Here is a 17,583-nt window from a genome sequence, read left to right on the forward strand (position 1 = left end):
GGGCGTCCTCAGACAATCTCGTCGAGCAGGCCCGTGTCGACGTCATAGAGGAAGCCCCCCACGAGGATGTCCTCGCCGATGAGTGGGTGGGTGCGCACCTTGAGGACGTCGAGACGCAAGGCCGCCTCCTGGTCCTCGACGACGGTGAAGGGGTACCAGGTCGTGTCCTTGCCCGCGGAAGCACTGACCCGCTCGCGCAGCTCCTCGGCGGTGTTCGACGCCATGGCGCAACGGGTGTGCGGGACGACCATGATCCGGCGCACCCTCAGCAGGTGAACGCCCAGCACCAACGCCTCCAGGGCGCCGTCGTCCACTCGACCACCAGGGTTGCGGAAGATCTTGGCGTCGCCGTGAGCGAGACCCACCATGCGCAACGGGTCGATGCGCGAGTCCATACAGGTGACCATCGCGACCCCCGCGTGCGCGATGCCGTCAAAACCCTGAACCTGGGCCGTCCTCGCATAGTCGCGGTTGGCCGCCAGGAGGTCGTCGAAATCCCCGGTGTTGCCCGTCACAGGTGACGCCCCGCGGGTGACGGACTTGCGTAGGCGAGCTGGACCACGGTGCAGACCTCCTGGCAGTCACGGGCACCACACCGACACCACGCGGACCCCCAGCCTATGCGGATGAACGACGTGGACAGCATGCTCATCGTCGAACTCGGTACTGAACCGGTCCAGGTCACGAAACGGCCACGACTGCACTTGGTGTGGCGCAGATCACCTGGTGTGGTGTCTGATAGCGACGAAGAGACGAGGACACGAGAGGCGGATCCAGCGCCACACCCAGACCGACAAGCCGGCGACGACGCCGGTCCTTCTGTCGCCCGGCCTCCTTCGGCCGGCCCGCGTGGGGCCAACGGTGCCCCCGAGATCACCTCCAAGGAGGAGCTCAGAATGATCACTCGCAGGGCAAGCACGACGGCTCTTGTCGGCATCGCCGTCGCGGGCCTGGCATCGGGATGTCTGTCATCCGGCGGCTCGAGCTCGGGTAGCGGCGGCGGCGCAGCCACCGCAAGCGGTCCGGGCAAGTCCTCGATCGAAGTCGAGTACGGGTTCGGCAACGAGCAGGAGACCGCGTTCCAGAAGGACCTGAACAAGTTTGCGTCCGCCAACGGCTTCACGATCAAGTTCACTAAGTCGGCATCCTGGGACACCGAGATCCGGGCCCGTGTCGCCGGTGGCAACCCTCCCGACGTCGGCCTCTTCCCGCAGCCCGGCCTGATGTGCGACATGGCCAAGACCAAGAAGGTGCTTCCCTATGACGACGCGACCGTCGCGACGGACAAGGAGACCTTGGTCCCCGGTTTCGTCGGTGCCGGTACCTGCGCGGACGGCAAGGTCTATGGGCTGCCGTCGGCCGTCAGTGTCAAGAGCCTGCTCTGGACCGACCAGAAGGCGTTCGCGGCGACGGGAGACCAGCAGCCGGCGACGCTCGACGACCTGCTGAAGCTGACCGACAAGCTGAGGGCCAGCGGGAAGACCCCCCCGTGGTGCATCGCCGCCGAGTCGGGCCAGGCGACCGGCTGGCCCATCACCGACTGGATCGAGGACCTGGTGCTTCGTCTTGCCGGTCCGGACAACTACGACAAGTGGGTCAAGGGTGAGCTGAAGTTCAACAGCCCCGAGATCAAGCCCGCCTTCGAGTACTTCCAGAAGATCGCCTTCACCGACGGCAACGTCCGGGGCGGCACCAAGGCCATCGTCGCCACGAACTTCCAGACTGGCGGCAACGCCCTGTTCGACAACCCGCCCGGGTGCTACCTGTTCAAGCAGGCGACCTTCATCGCCGGCAAGGGCGGCTTCCCCGACGCGGTCATCGCCAGCCTCGATACCACCGCCGGCGTGACAGCCTTCCCGCCGAAGACGGTGGGCGACAACCCGGTCGAGAGTGGCGGTGACCTCGCAGCCGCGTTCAACAACGACACGAACACCCTCAAGCTGCGCAACTTCATCGCCAGCAAGGACAACGGCATCGAGGTCGCCAAGGCTGGTTTCTTCTCGCCGCACAAAACCTTCGACGTCTCGCTCTACCCGAACAAGACGTTGCAGAAAATTGCGACTGATGTGCTGTACAAGTCGAGCGCGGCGCGTTTCGACGGTTCGGACCTGATGCCGGCCAAGGTCGGCGCGGGCACCTTCTGGACCGAGCCGGTCAAGTGGATCTCCGGTCAGCAGGATCTCGATACCACACTGAACAACATCGACGCCAGCTTCCCGAAGGCGAGCAGCTGAGATGAGCCAGGCCACGGAGGCGACGCATCAGCGTCGCCTCCGTGGCTGACCAGTGCCTCCTGCGTTCACGAAAGGAGATTGGCCTTGGGTATCAAGATTGCCAACGCCGTGATTGCCATCATCGGCGGCATCGGCGGCGCCATGATTCTCTTCTGGATCCTCAACAAGCTGGCGGAGTCCCTCAAGGGCAAGTGGGAGGACCGGGTCAAGCCGTGGATGTTCGCCGGCCCGGCGATCCTGGCGATCACCGTCTATCTCATCTACCCCGCTGTCGTGACGATCCAGTACAGCTTTGCCAACGAGGACACGACCGCATACGTCGGACTCCGGAACTACAAGGACCTGCTGACCGACTCGACGTTCCTGTCGGTCCTGTTCAACAACCTGCTGTGGATCATCATCGTCCCGGCCTGCACCGTCGCCCTCGGGCTGGGGGTCGCGGTCCTGGCCGACCGGCTCAAGCCCACAGGCGAGAAGGTCTCCAAGACGGTCATCTTCATGCCGATGGCCATCAGCATGGTGGGGGCCTACACCATCTGGCGCACGATCTACGACTTCGACCCGGCGGGCTCCCCGCAGACCGGTCTGCTCAACGCCATCCGCGGTCTCTTCGGAGCAGGGCCCATTCCCTGGGTGCAGACCTCGACCCTGCACCTCAACAGCCTGCTGCTCATGGTCATCATGATCTGGACCCAGGTCGGCTACGCCATGGTGCTGCTGTCCGCTGCCATCAAGTCGGTCCCCGACGACACGGTCGAGGCGGGTCGCATCGACGGCGCAGGGGAGCGCAGGATCTTCTTCAGCATCATCGTCCCGCAGATCTGGGCGACCGTGATCACCGTCTTCATCACGGTGCTCATCGGCGTCATGAAGGTCTTCGACCTGGTCTACGTATCTGTGAACGGCGGCTTCAACACCGACGTCGTAGGGCGCCGGTTCTACGCCGAGCTGTTCTCGTTCGGCAACAACGGCTACGCCGCGACCATCGTGGTTCTCCTGATGCTGGCCGTCATCCCCATCCTGGTCTACCAGGTCCGTCACTTCCGGGCCGAGGAGGCCACCCGATGAGTACCAGCATCCAGCCGGGCGTGGGCACTCCTGCCGATGAGCCGGCGATCCGCAAGACCACACCACTCAAGGTGAACAGGGGCCCCGGCAGCGCAAGCCGACTGGTCAAGATCCTGCTGTTCCTCCTTTGCGTGTTCTGGATGATCCCGGTGCTCGGGCTGCTGATCAACTCGTTCCGCACGCGGGACGAGCAGTTCAGCTCCGGGTGGTGGACCGCGATCGCGAACCCGCTCGACTTCACCCAGTGGACGCTGAGCAACTACACCACGGTCATCGGCGCCGACGGCGGCGTCAACATGGGCCAGGCGTTCATCAACAGCTTCATCGTGACGGTCCCCGCCACCGTGATCCCCATCCTCATCGCGGCGTTCGCGGCCTACGCGTTCACCTTCATGCAGTGGCGCGGTCGTGACGTCATGTTCGTCGTCATCGTCGGACTGCTCGTCGTCCCCAACCAGGTGGCGTTCGTCCCCCTGCTGAAGCTTTACAACCAGCTGGGCATCAACGGGCAGTTCATCGCCGTCTGGCTCGCCCACATCGGGTTCGGTATGCCGCTGGCCGTCTACATCCTGCGCAACTACATGTCCGGCCTCCCGACCGCCATCATCGAGTCGGCGAAGATCGACGGGGCCAGCCACTTCACGACGTTCTGGCGCCTGATCATCCCGATGTCCGTCCCGGCATTGGCGTCGTTCGCGATCTTCCAGTTCCTGTGGGTGTGGAACGACCTGCTGGTCGCGTTGCTGTTCCTCGGCCGCGGCGACAACACGGTCCTCACCGTGGCGTTGCAGGGCCTGCAGGGTCAGACCGGTCAGGGGCGAGAGCTCATCCCGGCGGCGGGGTTCGTGACGATCATCGTCCCGTTGATCGTCTTCCTCGCACTGCAGCGGTTCTTCATCCGCGGCATGACCTCGGGGGCGGTCAAGGGCTGACGCTCCTCCTCCGGGGCCCCGGTCAGGCGAGCCCGGTCAGGCAAGCCCGGTCAGGCAAGCTCGGTGCGGCAAGCTCGGTGCGGCTGGGTGCGTATGCGCCGGCCCGCGAGACCGTGATCCCCCCGGTCAGGATCGCGCGGTCGACCGCGGGGCGCACGTCGGCGAGCGAGGCCAACCGCAGTCGGTCTCGAGCAGCAGGGCTTCCGAGCAGACCGGCGTCCAGCAGGCCCGAGATCAGGCCGGCCATGAACGAGTCGCCAGCGCCAACGGTGTCTGCCACCTCGGTGTCGAACGCCGGGTGGGTGACGACGCCGCCCACGTTGTAAAGCGCGAAGAGGGCTCCTTCGCCGCCCCGGGTGACTACGGACAGCGCCGGACCGAGCGTGCTCCAGTGGCGCAGCACGTCAGGAACGAACTGGTCGGGGTAGAGCCAGGCGATGTCCTCGTCGCTGGCCTTGACCACGTCAGCCAGCGCCACCAGCGCCTCGACGCGCCCGCGGACCTCGTCGGCCGAACCCATGAGCGACGGGCGCAGGTTGGGGTCGTAGGAGATCGTGGCCGTCTCCCGCGCTCGGCGGAAAGCATCGAGGACCTGGGACCCTCCCGGCTCGAGCACCGCCGCGATGCTCCCGGTGTGCGCATGACCCACTCCGTCGAAGTCCGGCAGCGGCGGGAGCTCCCAGGTGATGTCGAACTCGTAGCTCGCCGCCCCGTTCTCGTCCAGGACGGCAGTCGCGACCGAGGTGCGTTCCGCCCCGTCGCTCCCCTCGACCAGCGACGCACCGACGGCCCGGCACGCTTCGGTGATCCGTCGACCACGGTCGTCGCGCCCGAACCAGGTCGCCAGCGACACCTCGTGGTCCAGGGCAGCCAGCCCGAACGCGACGTTCGCCGGGCTGCCTCCGACGTGCTCTACGATCGGCGCGCCGTTGCGCTCGACCGCATCGACCAACGCCTCTCCGACCACGAGTACGCGGGGGCGCGAAGAGTCAGGGCTGCTCATCGTCGAACGTCTCCTCGCGGCCGAGAGGTGGCAGGTCGGGTCAACTCTAGAGGTGGGCCCGTTTGATCGTAGGCAGGGCGCGGGAGACGATGGGGGAGTGAGTACGCCTGCGCAGGACCGAGCCTCGGAGCAGGCGCCTGAGGGCACGCCCACCGGGCGGGACGAGTATTCGCCTGCGGAGCAACCGGAACCGGCGCCGCGCAGCTCGTACTCGATGGGCTCCGGGGCCAACATGGCGCGCTCGCTGCTCGTCATCCTGGGTCTCGTGGTCGTGCTGATCGCCATCGTGCCCAGGGTCTCAGCCGTCCATCAGCCGGCAGTCGACGCGGCGTCCGTCGTGGCGGACGCTGTGACACAGTCGGGCTTGGCCTTCGAGGCACCGGTCGGGCTCCCGTCGGGGTGGACGCCGACGAACGCCAGGTACACCAAGACGACCGACGACCTGCTCACCTGGCAGGGCGGGTGGTCGACCCCGTCGGGTGGGTATATCGCGATCCGGCAGACCAGGACAGCCAGCCCGAACTGGCTGCGCGACGCCACCAGCAACGGCGTGCCCCAGGGTCCCGTCGAGGTCGCGGGCCGGGCGTGGCAGCGCTACTACGACTCCGCGCAGAAGCGGACCAGCCTCGTCGACGTGCCGTCCGGCGCGGCTGCCGAGACCTCGGTCGCAACCGTGGTCACGGCGACCGCCGAGGACAGCGAGCTGACCACGTTCACGACCGCGCTGCGGCCGGCGCACGCGTCCTGACGCGGGCCGCTGCCGTCCATCCGGTCTGAGGTGGTGCTGGCCGCCTGCGCTACTGGCCCGCGATCTCGCGCTGGGCGCCGTCGAGCCACGCGGTGCAGTGCGCGGCTAACGCCTCGCCGCGCCGCCAGAGCTGCATGCCCTGCTCGAGCGGCACCTGGCCCCCCTCGAGCTGCGCCACGATGGCGGCCAGCTCGTCGCGGGCCGCTTCGTACGACAGGGCCGGCACGTCTGGGAACTCCAGGGGCACCCCTGCATGCGCAGTCAGGTCGGCGCCGTCCACCTGGTCCCGTTCGTCCCCGATCTCCGTCTCCGGCGTCGCCATGCGTTCACCCTAGAGGCCGAGCCCGACACCCTGAGAACCCTGTGACCCTGTGACCCTCTGAGACGCTGTGTGACGCTGTGTGACGCTCAGAGCTCCACGAGGTCGTGCGGCCGGTTGTTCAGCCGCTCGACACCATCCGCGGTGACCAGGACGATATCCTCGATCCGGGCTCCCCACCGCCCGGCGAAGTAGACACCGGGCTCGACACTGAACGTCATGCCAGGCTCGAGGGGTAGGTCGTTGCCGGAGACGATGTAGGGCTCCTCGTGCACGTCCAGCCCGATCCCGTGACCGGTGCGGTGGATAAAGTGCTCGGCGAGGCCCGCCTCTTCCAGCACGGATCGGGCCGCGTGGTCGACCTGCTCGCAGGTCACGCCCGGCCGGACCGCGTCAACTGCTGCCTGTTGGGCGGCGTGCAGCGCGGCGTATGCGGCCAGCACGCCGCTCTCGCGCGGCGGCCCGACCGCATACGTGCGGGTGCTGTCCGAGTTGTAGCCCGACGGGAGCGGGCCGCCGATGTCGACCACCACGACGTCACCTCGTTCGATGACCCGGTCGCTGACTCCATGGTGCGGGCTGGCTCCGTTGGGACCCGAGCCGACGATGACGAACTCGGCCACCGCATGGCCTTCTTCGACGATGGCCGCTGCGATGTCGGCTCCGACCTGCGCCTCGGTGCGGCCGAGTTGCAGGAAGTGTGGAACCCGCTCGTGAACTCGGTCGATGGCCTCGCCGACCTGGCGCAGCTGCTCGATCTCGGCCGCGTCCTTGCGCATCCGCAGCTCGCGAAGCACCGGACCGGCGAGCACCTGCTCGCGTTCGCCGGCGACGGCCAGACGGAGGACGTGCAGGGCCGGCGTCATGTCGGAGACGGCCAGCCGGCCCGCAGCAAGACCGCGCAAGACCAGCGGGTAGGGGTCGTCTCCGTCGACCCAGGTCCGTACCTCGACCCCCAGCTCGTCGAGGGGCACATCGCCGAGTTCGGCAAACTCCAATGCCGGTGAGACGAAGACTGGAAGTGCGTCGGAGTCGGCGGGCACGACCAGAGCCGTGAGCCGTTCGAACGACGACCCGCCCACGCCGATGAGGTAGCGCAGGTCAGATCCCGGGGTGACGACGACAGCCGCCATACCGGCTTTCGTCGCGGCGACCCGCAGTTTGACGAGGCGAGCCTGCATGGTCGAGACATCGAGTGGAGCAGCGGCAGTGCCCATGGGGTGACCTTTGCTGGAGGGTTGTCGTCGCAAGCCTGTCGACGGGACGGTGACGGGGACGGGGACGGGGAAGGTGACGGTGACGGCGCGGGCAGACCCTCCGAACCTGACCCGAGACGCCCGTGCTGGGCAGAGAGCGACGCGGTTGGATCAGCTGCTGCGCACAACGGCGACTGGGCTGTGCGCTCGGTGCAGCACCCCATCGCTGACCGACCCGAGCAGAGCGCCCGTGAAGCTGCCGTGCCCCCGACTGCCGACGACGGTCAGCACTGAAGCTCGGGAACGTTCAACGAGCACCTCTGCGGGCGAGTCGGACGAGACATGGACGGTGACGGCCACCTGCGGGTACTTCTCTCGCCAGGGCGCCGCGGCCTCTTCGGCGACGTCACGATGGTGGCGGACCGCTGCTGCCTCGACATCTTTCGCGATCGCACCGCTGAGCCGGTAGGTCGGTAGCGTCTTGGTGTCCCAGCAGATGACGACATCAAGGGGGGCCTGCCGCTGAGCCGCTGCCGCGAAGGCGTAACCCAGGGCGTCCAGGGACAGTGGGGAACCGTCGACTCCCACCAGGACCGGCAACAGCGCAGCATCCTTGTGCTCGATGGCAGGGACGACAACGACGGGGCACGACGCGTGCGCCGCCACGTGCAACGACGTCGATCCGAGCAGCGCGCGCCGGACAGCCCCCCGCCCTCGGGCACCGACGACGACCGTGTCCGCCTGCTCCGACGCGTCCTCCAGCGCCGAGAATGCAGGAGAGGCCATCTCCTCGGTCGAGACCTCCAACCTCGGCGCCAGCGTCGCGACACGTTCGCGGGCAGTCTCGGTGACCCAGTCCTGGTCGTCCCATTGCGGGGGCGCCACCATGACGGCAGCACCGATGAAGGGGCTGCTTTCGTGGGCGTGGACGATCCGCAACGGCAGGCCACGGGCGGTGGCCTCCTGGGTGGCCCAGTCGAGGGCTCGTTCGCCCGACACCGAGCCGTCGACGCCGACGACGATGGGACGGGGTGCGGGGGTGTCGCTCATTTCGCTACTCCTTGGAGTGTCTCTCGGACGTCGTTGCGTTCTCGTCCGCGGCCAGTCAGACAGGTTGACAACGACCTAACGCCGGCCGTGATTTGGCTTGACGACCGCGACCGGGCATAGGGACCGGTGCAGGACGCCATGACCGATGGAGCCGAGCAGCGCGCCGGAAAGCGCCCCACGCCCGCGGCTGCCGATCACGACGAGGCCGGCGGACTTGGACTCGTCGACCAAGGCCTGGACGGGGTTCGATGCGACGACGCGGCTACGGACCTGGACGTCGGGGAACTTGTCCCGCCATCCCGCTATCGACTCCGCCGCGACAGCCATCTCTTCCTCGGCCAGCTGTGTCGAGACGTCCTCGGCCGCCAGATCTGAGACCACGCTGGCCACGTATTCCGTCTGCCAGGCGTGCAGCACCGTGAGGGGGACTCCCCGTTGGGAGGCGTGGGCGAAGGCGTAGCCGACGGCATCGGTGGACGCGTCGGATCCGTCGACCCCGACAACGACGTGTCCGTCTGTCTGGCGGTCGTCGCCCTCGCGCTCTGCCGCTCCATCAGTGCTGCGTACCACGACGACCGGGCAGGTGGCGTGCGCCACGACGTCGAGGGAGGTGCCGCCGATCAGGGCCGAGTGGATCGGCCGATAGTTCCGCGACCCGACCACGACCGTGTCGGCCTCTTGTGAGGACTCGACCAGGACCCGCGCAGCCGGTCCGAGGAAGCTCTGTTCCGTCACGTCGACGGATGGTTGGGCGGTCTCGACCTGCTTGCGCGCGGCGTCGAGGATGCCTTGACAGTGCGTACGCACGGCATCGGGCAGGAGCCCGAGGCTCGCCAGGTCGTAGTGGGACTCCCAGGCGCTGACCAGGCGCAATGGTAACCCTCGGGTCGCAGCCTCCTCGGCGGCCCAGGCCACAGCCGGCCAGCTCGTTGGGGAGCCGTCGACACCGACGACGAGGGGGTGGTGGTTCGCATGAGTGGCCATGGGTCCTCCTGGTTTCGAACAGCGCACCGGGGTGTCTAGCAAGCGTCACCCGCCCGAGGTGGCCGTGGCAGGGCCTTTGGTCCTGTTCTCCGACCCCGACTCTCCGACCCCGACTCTCCGACCCAGACCGGGACTTTCGACCCTGGACGCCTGCGGGCGGCGGGCGGATGATGATCCCATGAGCGCGCACGAGACTACGAACACGGACGAGCTGCCCCTCCGCCAGTGCTGGGAGCTACTGCGAACCGCCGTTGTGGGGCGACTCGCCGTGGTCGTCGACGGTCAGCCAGATATCTTCCCTGTCAACTATGTCGTCGACCACGGCAGCGTCGTGTTCCGGACGGCGGCCGGCACCAAGCTGGCCGCCACCAAGGGGCGTGAGGTCGCGTTCGAGGCGGACGGCTACGACACATCGGAGGGGACCGCCTGGAGCGTCGTGGTCAAAGGGCGCGCGACCGCGATCCGCGAGATGAACGAGTCGATCTCGGCTTTGTCACTCCCACTGCTGCCGTGGCAGGAGGGCAACAAGCCCTATTTCATCCGGGTGGACTACACCTCGGTCACCGGCCGACGGCTGCGGGTGGCCGGGGGTTTCCGGCAGCAGCCGGACGACCGGGAGGACGATGCCGAGCAGGGCGACCAGCCGCGCCCGGCGGCGGACCACTGACCCAGCCGTCTCCTCCTGCCGGGAGCCGTTCCGGGGCGTTCAGAAGGCCGTACTCGCCGGAGCGCTCGCCGAGCGGCTAGTGCGACCGGCCGACGGCCTCGACGCCGAAGTCGCCGTCTGCGACCCGGACCCGCAACAGCTCGGCCGCATCGACGTCGAGACGGGACCGAACGACCATGCCGTTTCGGTGCTGCACGACGGCATACCCGCGGTCGAGGGTCGACTGCGGCGAGAGCGCCCGGGCCTGGCGCGCCAGATGTCCGATCTGGTCCGACTCTCGGGCAAGGCGGGCGCTGAGCCGCTCGTGTGCTCGTGCGCGAAGCGCGCTCACAAGCTCGCGATGCCGGAGCAGGAAAGCTGCCGGGTCGGCCATCACCGGTCGGGACCGTTGCGCCTCGACCCGGTGGCGCTCCTGCTCGATGCGACGCAGCACGCTGCCGCGGGACCTCGACAGCAGTCCGTCCATGAGGTCCCGCTCGGCAGCCGCGTCGGGCACGACGCGTTTCCCGGCGTCGGTCGGCGTCGAGGCGCGCCAGTCGGCGACGAAGTCGAGCAGAGGGGTGTCGACGTCGTGGCCGATGGCGCTCACGACCGGGGTGACGGCCTCGGACACCGCGCGGAGCAACGTCTCGTTCGAGAACGGCAGGAGCTCCTCGGCTGCACCACCGCCACGGGCGATGACGATCACGTCGACATCGCGGTTTGCATCGAGCTCGCGCACGGCGCTTGTGACCTCAGTGACGGCGCCCGCGCCCTGGACGGCCACCTCGCGGATGGCGAACCGGACCGACGGCCAGCGGCGGCGCGCGTTCTCGACGACGTCTTTCTCGGCCGCGCTCTCTCGTCCGGTGACCAGCCCGACGCACCGTGGGATGAACGGGAGCGGGCGCTTGCGGTCGGCGTCGAACAGTCCCTCCGCGGCCAGCCGTTGCTTGAGGATCTCGATCCTGGCCAGCAGGTCACCCACGCCGACCGGCCGGATCTGCCGGGCGTCGAGGACGAGGGTGCCGCGTTTGGGCCAGAACACCGGTTTGGCCTGCAGCACCACCCGCGCCCCTTCGACGAGCGGCGTGCCCATCGCCGCGATCGCGTGCACCGAGATGCTCGCGGTCAGCGACATGTCGACGTCGGGGTCACGCAGGACGAGGTAGGCCGTGGTCGCCCGACGGTTGACCTGCACCACCTGGCCTTCGACCCACAGCGCCGACATCTTCTCGACATAGTCGCTGATCTTCAGGCTCAGCACCCGGACCGGCCACGGGTGCTCGGCGCTGGTCTCAGCCGCCCGCTCGGGCAGGGGCGGTCCTGCGGTCACCGGGCCAGCGTAGGACGACACGTACGATGCAGGTATGCCTGGCGCCACCGACACGCACGACTCGCGACCCGCTGAGGTGGCGACCAAGCGGGTTCTGCTCGCGGCTCCCCGAGGTTACTGCGCGGGGGTGGACCGGGCGGTTGTGACGGTCGAGAAGGCCTTGGAGCTCTACGGCGCACCGGTCTACGTGCGCAAGGAGATCGTCCACAACAAGCACGTCGTGACCACGCTGCGCAAGCGTGGCGCGATCTTCGTCGACGAGACGGACGAGGTCCCCGAGGGCGCCACCGTGGTCTTCAGCGCCCATGGGGTCGCACCGGTCGTCCACGACGAGGCTCGCGCCCTCAACCTCAAGACGATCGACGCGACGTGCCCACTCGTGACCAAGGTGCACCGCGAGGCGGTGCGCTTCGCCGACGATGACTTCGACATCCTGCTCATCGGCCACGAGGGTCACGAGGAGGTCGTCGGCACGGCCGGTGAGGCTCCCGAGCACATCACCCTGGTCGACGGGCCTGACTCCGTCGTCGACGTGGAGGTGCGCAACCCGGACAAGGTGGTCTGGCTCTCCCAGACCACGCTGTCGGTCGACGAGACCATGGAGACCGTCCGCCGGCTGCGCGAGAAGTTCCCCCGGTTGCAGGACCCGCCCAGCGACGACATCTGTTATGCGACACAGAACCGTCAGCTCGCCGTCAAGCAGATGGCGGCGGAGTGCGACCTGATGATCGTGGTCGGGTCACGCAACTCCTCCAACTCCGTACGCCTGGTGGAGGTCGCGCTGGAGCACGGGTCACGCGCCGGGCACCTCGTCGACTACGCCGACGAGATCGACGACGCCTGGCTCGACGGGGTAGCGACGGTGGGCGTCACCTCTGGCGCGAGCGTGCCCGAGGTGTTGGTGCGTGACGTGCTCGACTACCTGGCCGCCCACGGGTTCGATGACGTGCTCCCGGTGGTGGCGGCCCAGGAGTCCCTGCTGTTCTCGTTGCCGACCGAGCTACGGCGCGACCTCAAAGCCGCATCGGGGTCCGAACCGGACAGCGTTCGCCACGACCCGGCGGCAACGGGAGCCGGCACGCTTCGCTGACCGTCCGGCAGGGACCCCGGGTGGGGTCGAGCTGCCACACGGCCTCACTGTCCGGCCGTCCCTTGCACAGGGTCTGAGACGTCGTCATCGAGGCCGGCGTCGAGGTCGACCTCGGGACGCCGCACGTCGGCGTCGAGCGCTTCGATCAGCTCGACCGCGGTCAACGGTCGTGGCGTCGCCGCGAGCGGGCGCAGTGGTTCGAGGTCGCGGTCGACCAGTCCCATGGTGTGCAGCCGTCTCGCACTCGGTAACACCCGGGTCTCCAACGAGCCCACCAAGCCGTTGTATGCCTCCACGGACCGGCGCAGAGCTGTGCCCATCGTGCGCGTGTGGGTCCCCAGCGACGCCAGCCGGTCGTGCAGGTCACGGCCCAGGGTGAGCAGCTCGCGGGCGTGGTCCGTCAGAGCGTCCTGCTGCCACGTGAAGGCCACGGTGCGCACCAGCGCGAGCAGCGTTGCGGGAGACGCGAGCACCACCTTGCGACGCATCGCGAACTCGTGCAGGTCGGGGTCATGAGCCATGGCGACGGCGAGGATCGACTCCCCGGGAACGAAGCAGACCACCATCTCGGGGGTCGTCTCGAAGGCGGACCAGTATGCCTTCGCGGCCAAGGTCTGCACGTGGCCGCGCAGCGCCTTGGCGTGGGCGGCATACGAGGCGGTGCGGTCCGCTGCGCTGAGGCCGTCGGCCTGCGCGGCAAGGAACGACGTGAGCGGAACCTTGGAGTCGATGACGAGCTGCTTGTCACCGGGCAACCGCACCACGACGTCGGGGATCGCCGTGCCACCGGAGGCGTCCGTCACCCGTACCTGCTCGTCGAAATCGCAGCGCGGCAGCATGCCAGACAGCTCGAGGACCCGCCGCAGCTGCACCTCGCCCCACGAACCGCGCACCGACGAGGCGTTGAGCGACCCCACCAACGAGGCCGTCTGGGCGCCGAGCTCGGTCGTCGACCGACTGACCCGGGTGAGCTCGGCGGCGACCATGCTGAACTGCGCCACCCGCTCGCGTTCGAGGTCGTGCACCTGGCGTTCCACCCGCTCGAGGCTCGAGTGCAGCGGGGCGATCATCTGCGCCGTCTCGGAGTCCTGGCTCACCGCGGCTTCGAGGTCGATGACGCGCTCGCGCAGCAGGTCTCGCTCGGTCGTCGCGGTGGCGAGCCGGGCGGCATACCTCGCCTGCACGACCAGGCACGCGAGCAGTGCACCGACCACGAGGGCGAGCAGCGCGATGACGATGTCCATGGTTCGAACCATGACAGGCACCACCGACACGACCAGGCACCAGCAGGGACGACGGGCCTGCCTCATCCTGATATCTCTTGACCATGACCTACGAGCTGGACGCCGAGATCGCCCTCGAGGACGTCCCCGAGCAGGTCGGCGCCTACCGCGGCCGGCTCGGCGAGGGGTGGCGGATCGGGAACGGAGTCAACGGCGGGGTCCTGATGGCGCTCGCGACGACGGCGCTGCAGCGACGTCTCGACACCGAGGGAGCCCACGGCGACCCGTTGGCGTTCAGCGGCTACTTCCTCACTCCCTCGGGTCCAGGCCCCGTCGAGGTCGGAACCGAGGTGCTCCGCATCGGCCGGTCCATGTCCACGGGGCAGGTGTCCGTCCGCCAGCCGGGGCCGGACGGCGTTCTCGTGGAACGGATACGGGCGCTCGCGACGTTTGGTGACCTGGACGTGTCCGGGGCGGTGCTCCGGTCGGTGTCACCCCCGGCGATGCCGCCTCCCGAGGAATGCCTCTCCTCGACCGAGGCGCCGCCGAACTTTCTTGCGGCTGCCTCGATGCTCGACCGTCTCGACCTGCGAATCGACCCGGCGACGGCCGGTTGGGCCGTCGGCAAGCCGAGCGGCGAAGGGGTGATGCGCGGCTGGCTGCGGCTGCGCGACGGTCGGGAACCGGACCCCGTCATGCTGCTGTTTGCCCTCGACGCGCTGCCGCCGGTCGCTTTCGAACTCGGCATCCTCGGCTGGGCGCCGACCCTCGAGTTCACCGGTCACGTCCGTGCGCGGCCGGCTTCCGGCTGGCTGCAGGTGGAGCTGACCAGCCGCAACATTACGGCCGCGCTGATGGAGGAGGACGCCGTCGTGTGGGACAGCGCTGGCCGGTTCGTCGCGCAGTCCCGGCAGCTGTGCGGCATACGGGCTCCGCGGGCGTCCGACACCGCTGGCGGGGGCAACTAGACTCTTGCTCCCGTGGCCCTCACCATCGGCATCGTCGGACTGCCCAACGTCGGCAAGTCCACTCTCTTCAACGCGCTGACGAAGAACAACGTCCTCGCCGCGAACTATCCCTTCGCGACCATCGAGCCCAACGTCGGCGTCGTCCCGCTGCCGGACCCCCGTCTCGGGGTGCTGACCGAGCTGTTCTCCAGCGACAAGACAATTCCCGCGACGGTGTCCTTCGTCGACATCGCCGGGATCGTGCGCGGCGCGTCCGAGGGGGAGGGGCTCGGCAACAAGTTCCTTGCGAACATCCGCGAGGCCGACGCGATCTGCCAGGTGATCCGGGTCTTCCGTGACGACGACGTCGTGCACGTGGAGGGCAAGGTGTCTCCAGAGGGTGACATCGAGACGATCAACACCGAGCTGATCCTCGCCGACCTCCAGACGCTCGAGAAGGCGGTTCCCCGGCTCGAGAAGGAGGCGCGCGTCACCAAAGACCGCAAGGCCGCGCTCGACAACGCGATCGCCGCACGGACCGTGCTGGAGAAGGGCGACACCCTGTATGCCTCCGGCGCCCCCGCCGGTGTGGACCTTGCCGAGGCGCGCAGCCTGTCACTGCTGACGACGAAGCCGTTCATCTACGCCTTCAACCTGGACGAGGAGCAGCTGACCGACGCCGCCCTGACGGATCGACTGCGCGAGCTCGTCGCACCGGCCGATGCGGTCTTCCTCGACGCCAAGCTCGAGATGGACCTGGCCGAGCTCGACGACGACGAGGCCCTTGAGCTGCTGCAGTCGGTCGGCGCGCAGGAGTCGGGGCTGGACCAGCTCGCGCGGGTCGGTTTCCATACGCTCGGCCTGCAGACCTACCTGACGGCGGGCCCCAAGGAGTCGCGGGCCTGGACCATCGGGCAAGGGTGGACGGCGCCCCAGGCGGCCGGCGTAATCCACACGGACTTCCAGCGGGGGTTCATCAAGGCCGAGGTGGTCTCGTTCGCGGACCTGGTTGCGGCGGGGTCGATGAGCGCCGCCAAGGCGGCCGGGCGAGTCCGGATCGAGGGCAAGGACTACGTCATGAGCGACGGCGACGTGGTCGAGTTCCGCTTCAACGTGTAAACCCGTAGTTCTCAGGCTGCTTAGCCGTGGGCTAGCCCGGGTTTCTCGGGATGCAGCAATTTGAGCGCGACTATGCGCTGGAGGGTCTTGTCGAAAGCCTCGTAGACATGCCCGTCACTCCCAAGTTTTTGGCGGAGCTCCTAGCGGTCGTTGATCGTCGTTCCCAGCGGGTAGACCGGGATCGAGGGCATGGAGGCTAGGTTACGGTCGGTCATGGGCGTTTTGGGAATATCCGTCAATCCGGCCGCCGGGAAGCCCCGGATCTACGGGGCTCTCGTCAGCGGCACCGTCGCGTCCCCCGTGCTCGACCACGAGTTCGAACTACGAGCGACGGACACCGACGCGTCTGAGCAGGCGGTTGATTTAGCGCGGTTGCTTCTGGCCAAGTTGCCTGGGTTAACGTTCCAGGATGCCGTCGTCCGCACCGCCGGGCCAGTCCAGTGGCACAACGTAATAAGGCGCAGTTCTCTCGCGCTCACGCGGAGGGAGCGATCCTGTTTGTCCTTCGGGAGCACTTGGGCAAACCCATTGGAACGGGTGACCCGCAGTCCTTCGCGAAGCTCACTGGTGAGAAGAAGGATGCTCTGGTTGCCAAAGCTAAGACGCTGTCAGCCGGCAAGCACGACGCGGTCATCGCGGGTCTCAGTGAGCTCCCACCGAGTTGAAGGCTGAGAGTCACTGCCGCCAGCAATCACGACCTGGCTGACTTCCGGCACGTCCCACTCGTGAGCGTCAGAGGTCAGCGCGTACAGGGCGACTGCGACCAGCATGTTCTCGTTGCCACGTTCACGGAGCCGTCGGGCGGCTCGCGCCAGAAGGGTTCCGCTTGCAATGTTCACGTCCAGGAGTACCGTGCTGCCGCGCCCTTCTGCGCATAGGTCCGGCCTCAGCATCATCGCGGCGCCTAGGACGCGCTCGGCCTGAGGACTGGCCGCGACGACAGAGAACCCTTCGAACGGCGCGTACGCGCAGAGGAACTGCTCGGCAGCTTGGCGCAAGCGGACTGGGTGGTTGTGGCCTTCCACATTCTGCTCACCGCGTTGGATCAGTTCGAGGATGTCCATGCAATGTTCCTTTGGCTATGAGGATCTGCTCACACTATCGAACATGTGTTCGAACGAGTCTCATTTGGGACATCAGCGCGTCGTGCCGAACCGACCGCCATCGGAATGCCTCGGAGCATAGGCACTTGCCGACCAGTACGCGCGACAACTCGCCGTGGACTCCGAGAGCGTCCCACAGCCCGTTTGGCGCTCGGGGCTGGTCCGACGGAAGCCGTCAGGTACAGATCCGACCTTGCAACTCAGAGGATCTCGAGCCAAGCAGCGCCGCGTCACTGTGGGCGGAGTGGGGCACGTCGACGCTGACTGATCCGCACTGTGCGGCGGCAGGTGGAGCACGGGGTAGTCCGGCCAGCTTCGTGACGTCTCCGAGAGGCCGGCACGGAGGATCGCTGCCCTCAATCTGCCCAGACCAGCATGAGAATAGACCGCAAATGACCGCAGCGCACTCGGGTCGACCCCACACTGTTTCCGCAGTTCAGAGCCCATTTAGGGCAAAGAACAGCCGTGGGTCGGAGTGCATGTCAACGTTCCGCTTCAACGTCTAAAGCCCCAGGTCAGACACTGAGCCATAACAAGCCTCGGCAGTTTAGGGTGACGACTGGTTGGGTGTCGGAAACGCGCCTA

17 protein-coding genes are annotated in these 17,583 nt (G+C 67.7%); 8 read left to right on the forward strand and 9 right to left on the reverse strand.

Annotation, left to right across the window (positions count from 1 at the left end):
• Positions 1 to 8 precede the first annotated feature (8 nt).
• Entirely contained in the window at positions 9 to 515 is a 507-nt protein-coding gene (locus ABI385_RS10000; protein WP_348103603.1) for a carbonic anhydrase, read from the reverse strand.
• 381 nt (positions 516 to 896) lie between these two features.
• Between ABI385_RS10000 and ABI385_RS10005 the strand changes: the two genes are divergently transcribed.
• The 3 genes from ABI385_RS10005 (at position 897) to ABI385_RS10015 (ending at position 4,234) form a co-directional block, all read left to right on the forward strand.
• On the forward strand, positions 897 to 2,234 hold the full coding sequence (locus ABI385_RS10005) for an extracellular solute-binding protein (protein WP_348103604.1): 1,338 nt from the start codon (positions 897 to 899) through the stop codon (positions 2,232 to 2,234).
• Between the two features lie 84 nt (positions 2,235 to 2,318).
• Complete coding sequence (locus ABI385_RS10010; protein WP_348103605.1) at positions 2,319 to 3,302, forward strand: sugar ABC transporter permease; 984 nt, start codon at positions 2,319 to 2,321, stop codon at positions 3,300 to 3,302.
• A complete protein-coding gene (locus ABI385_RS10015; RefSeq protein WP_348103606.1) occupies positions 3,299 to 4,234 on the forward strand; it encodes a carbohydrate ABC transporter permease in 936 nt (311 codons plus the stop codon). The genes ABI385_RS10010 and ABI385_RS10015 overlap by 4 nt, the downstream gene beginning before the upstream one ends.
• Positions 4,235 to 4,256: 22 nt before the next feature.
• Here ABI385_RS10015 and ABI385_RS10020 read toward each other — a convergent pair whose 3' ends face one another.
• Positions 4,257 to 5,237, reverse strand: a complete 981-nt coding sequence (locus tag ABI385_RS10020; protein WP_348103607.1) for a carbohydrate kinase — start codon at positions 5,235 to 5,237, stop codon at positions 4,257 to 4,259.
• 97 nt (positions 5,238 to 5,334) lie between these two features.
• Between ABI385_RS10020 and ABI385_RS10025 the strand changes: the two genes are divergently transcribed.
• Positions 5,335 to 5,985, forward strand: coding sequence for a DUF4245 domain-containing protein (locus tag ABI385_RS10025; protein WP_348103608.1), 651 nt, complete (start codon positions 5,335 to 5,337; stop codon positions 5,983 to 5,985).
• A 49-nt stretch (positions 5,986 to 6,034) separates the two neighbouring features.
• Here the strand turns inward: ABI385_RS10025 and ABI385_RS10030 are convergent, their stop codons facing one another.
• The 4 genes from ABI385_RS10030 to ABI385_RS10045 form a co-directional block, all read right to left on the reverse strand.
• A complete protein-coding gene (locus tag ABI385_RS10030) occupies positions 6,035 to 6,307 on the reverse strand; it encodes an exodeoxyribonuclease VII small subunit (protein ID WP_348103609.1) in 273 nt (90 codons plus the stop codon).
• Positions 6,308 to 6,393: 86 nt separating this feature from the next.
• Complete coding sequence (locus ABI385_RS10035) at positions 6,394 to 7,521, reverse strand: Xaa-Pro peptidase family protein (RefSeq protein ID WP_348103610.1); 1,128 nt, start codon at positions 7,519 to 7,521, stop codon at positions 6,394 to 6,396.
• Between the two features lie 150 nt (positions 7,522 to 7,671).
• Positions 7,672 to 8,550 (reverse strand): universal stress protein, encoded by an 879-nt coding sequence (locus ABI385_RS10040; RefSeq protein ID WP_348103611.1) that lies wholly within the window; start codon positions 8,548 to 8,550, stop codon positions 7,672 to 7,674.
• 75 nt (positions 8,551 to 8,625) lie between these two features.
• Positions 8,626 to 9,534 (reverse strand): universal stress protein, encoded by a 909-nt coding sequence (locus tag ABI385_RS10045; RefSeq protein WP_348103612.1) that lies wholly within the window; start codon positions 9,532 to 9,534, stop codon positions 8,626 to 8,628.
• 178 nt (positions 9,535 to 9,712) lie between these two features.
• Between ABI385_RS10045 and ABI385_RS10050 the strand changes: the two genes are divergently transcribed.
• On the forward strand, positions 9,713 to 10,201 hold the full coding sequence (locus ABI385_RS10050) for a pyridoxamine 5'-phosphate oxidase family protein (protein WP_348103613.1): 489 nt from the start codon (positions 9,713 to 9,715) through the stop codon (positions 10,199 to 10,201).
• Between the two features lie 76 nt (positions 10,202 to 10,277).
• On the opposite strand, the gene xseA is transcribed toward ABI385_RS10050, so the two are convergent.
• Complete coding sequence (gene xseA / locus ABI385_RS10055; protein WP_348103614.1) at positions 10,278 to 11,516, reverse strand: exodeoxyribonuclease VII large subunit; 1,239 nt, start codon at positions 11,514 to 11,516, stop codon at positions 10,278 to 10,280.
• A 34-nt stretch (positions 11,517 to 11,550) separates the two neighbouring features.
• Between xseA and ABI385_RS10060 the strand changes: the two genes are divergently transcribed.
• Positions 11,551 to 12,606, forward strand: coding sequence for a 4-hydroxy-3-methylbut-2-enyl diphosphate reductase (locus ABI385_RS10060; RefSeq protein ID WP_348103615.1), 1,056 nt, complete (start codon positions 11,551 to 11,553; stop codon positions 12,604 to 12,606).
• A 44-nt stretch (positions 12,607 to 12,650) separates the two neighbouring features.
• Here the strand turns inward: ABI385_RS10060 and ABI385_RS10065 are convergent, their stop codons facing one another.
• Positions 12,651 to 13,850: a DNA recombination protein RmuC gene (locus ABI385_RS10065; protein WP_348103616.1), complete on the reverse strand. Its 1,200-nt coding sequence runs from the start codon at positions 13,848 to 13,850 to the stop codon at positions 12,651 to 12,653.
• Positions 13,851 to 13,933: 83 nt separating this feature from the next.
• Here ABI385_RS10065 and ABI385_RS10070 point away from each other — a divergent pair, with 83 nt between their 5' ends.
• Together ABI385_RS10070 and ychF are read left to right on the forward strand one after the other, a co-directional pair.
• Positions 13,934 to 14,797, forward strand: a complete 864-nt coding sequence (locus ABI385_RS10070; protein ID WP_348103617.1) for a thioesterase family protein — start codon at positions 13,934 to 13,936, stop codon at positions 14,795 to 14,797.
• A 12-nt stretch (positions 14,798 to 14,809) separates the two neighbouring features.
• Complete coding sequence (ychF, locus tag ABI385_RS10075) at positions 14,810 to 15,895, forward strand: redox-regulated ATPase YchF (protein ID WP_348103618.1); 1,086 nt, start codon at positions 14,810 to 14,812, stop codon at positions 15,893 to 15,895.
• Between the two features lie 608 nt (positions 15,896 to 16,503).
• Here the strand turns inward: ychF and ABI385_RS10080 are convergent.
• Positions 16,504 to 16,959 carry a hypothetical protein gene (locus ABI385_RS10080; RefSeq protein WP_348103619.1) on the reverse strand — a complete coding sequence of 152 codons (456 nt, stop codon included), beginning with the start codon at positions 16,957 to 16,959 and terminating at the stop codon, positions 16,504 to 16,506.
• Positions 16,960 to 17,583 lie beyond the last annotated feature (624 nt).

The sequence above is a fragment of the Lapillicoccus sp. genome, from assembly GCF_039935575.1.
GTDB lineage: Bacteria > Actinomycetota > Actinomycetes > Actinomycetales > Dermatophilaceae > Lapillicoccus.

What these genes read in the sequence shown, in the direction of transcription:
- ABI385_RS10030 (WP_348103609.1), bottom strand. Translation starts at nt 6,307, where the DNA reads ATGGCGACGCCGGAGACGGAGATCGGGGACGAACGGGACCAGGTGGAC.
- ABI385_RS10060 (WP_348103615.1), top strand. Translation starts at nt 11,551, where the DNA reads ATGCCTGGCGCCACCGACACGCACGACTCGCGACCCGCTGAGGTGGCG.
- ABI385_RS10050 (WP_348103613.1), top strand. Translation starts at nt 9,713, where the DNA reads ATGAGCGCGCACGAGACTACGAACACGGACGAGCTGCCCCTCCGCCAG.
- ABI385_RS10005 (WP_348103604.1), top strand. Translation starts at nt 897, where the DNA reads ATGATCACTCGCAGGGCAAGCACGACGGCTCTTGTCGGCATCGCCGTC.
- ABI385_RS10045 (WP_348103612.1), bottom strand. Translation starts at nt 9,534, where the DNA reads ATGGCCACTCATGCGAACCACCACCCCCTCGTCGTCGGTGTCGACGGC.
- ABI385_RS10035 (WP_348103610.1), bottom strand. Translation starts at nt 7,521, where the DNA reads ATGGGCACTGCCGCTGCTCCACTCGATGTCTCGACCATGCAGGCTCGC.
- ABI385_RS10065 (WP_348103616.1), bottom strand. Translation starts at nt 13,850, where the DNA reads ATGGACATCGTCATCGCGCTGCTCGCCCTCGTGGTCGGTGCACTGCTC.
- ABI385_RS10040 (WP_348103611.1), bottom strand. Translation starts at nt 8,550, where the DNA reads ATGAGCGACACCCCCGCACCCCGTCCCATCGTCGTCGGCGTCGACGGC.
- ABI385_RS10070 (WP_348103617.1), top strand. Translation starts at nt 13,934, where the DNA reads ATGACCTACGAGCTGGACGCCGAGATCGCCCTCGAGGACGTCCCCGAG.
- ABI385_RS10080 (WP_348103619.1), bottom strand. Translation starts at nt 16,959, where the DNA reads ATGGACATCCTCGAACTGATCCAACGCGGTGAGCAGAATGTGGAAGGC.
- ABI385_RS10020 (WP_348103607.1), bottom strand. Translation starts at nt 5,237, where the DNA reads ATGAGCAGCCCTGACTCTTCGCGCCCCCGCGTACTCGTGGTCGGAGAG.
- ABI385_RS10015 (WP_348103606.1), top strand. Translation starts at nt 3,299, where the DNA reads ATGAGTACCAGCATCCAGCCGGGCGTGGGCACTCCTGCCGATGAGCCG.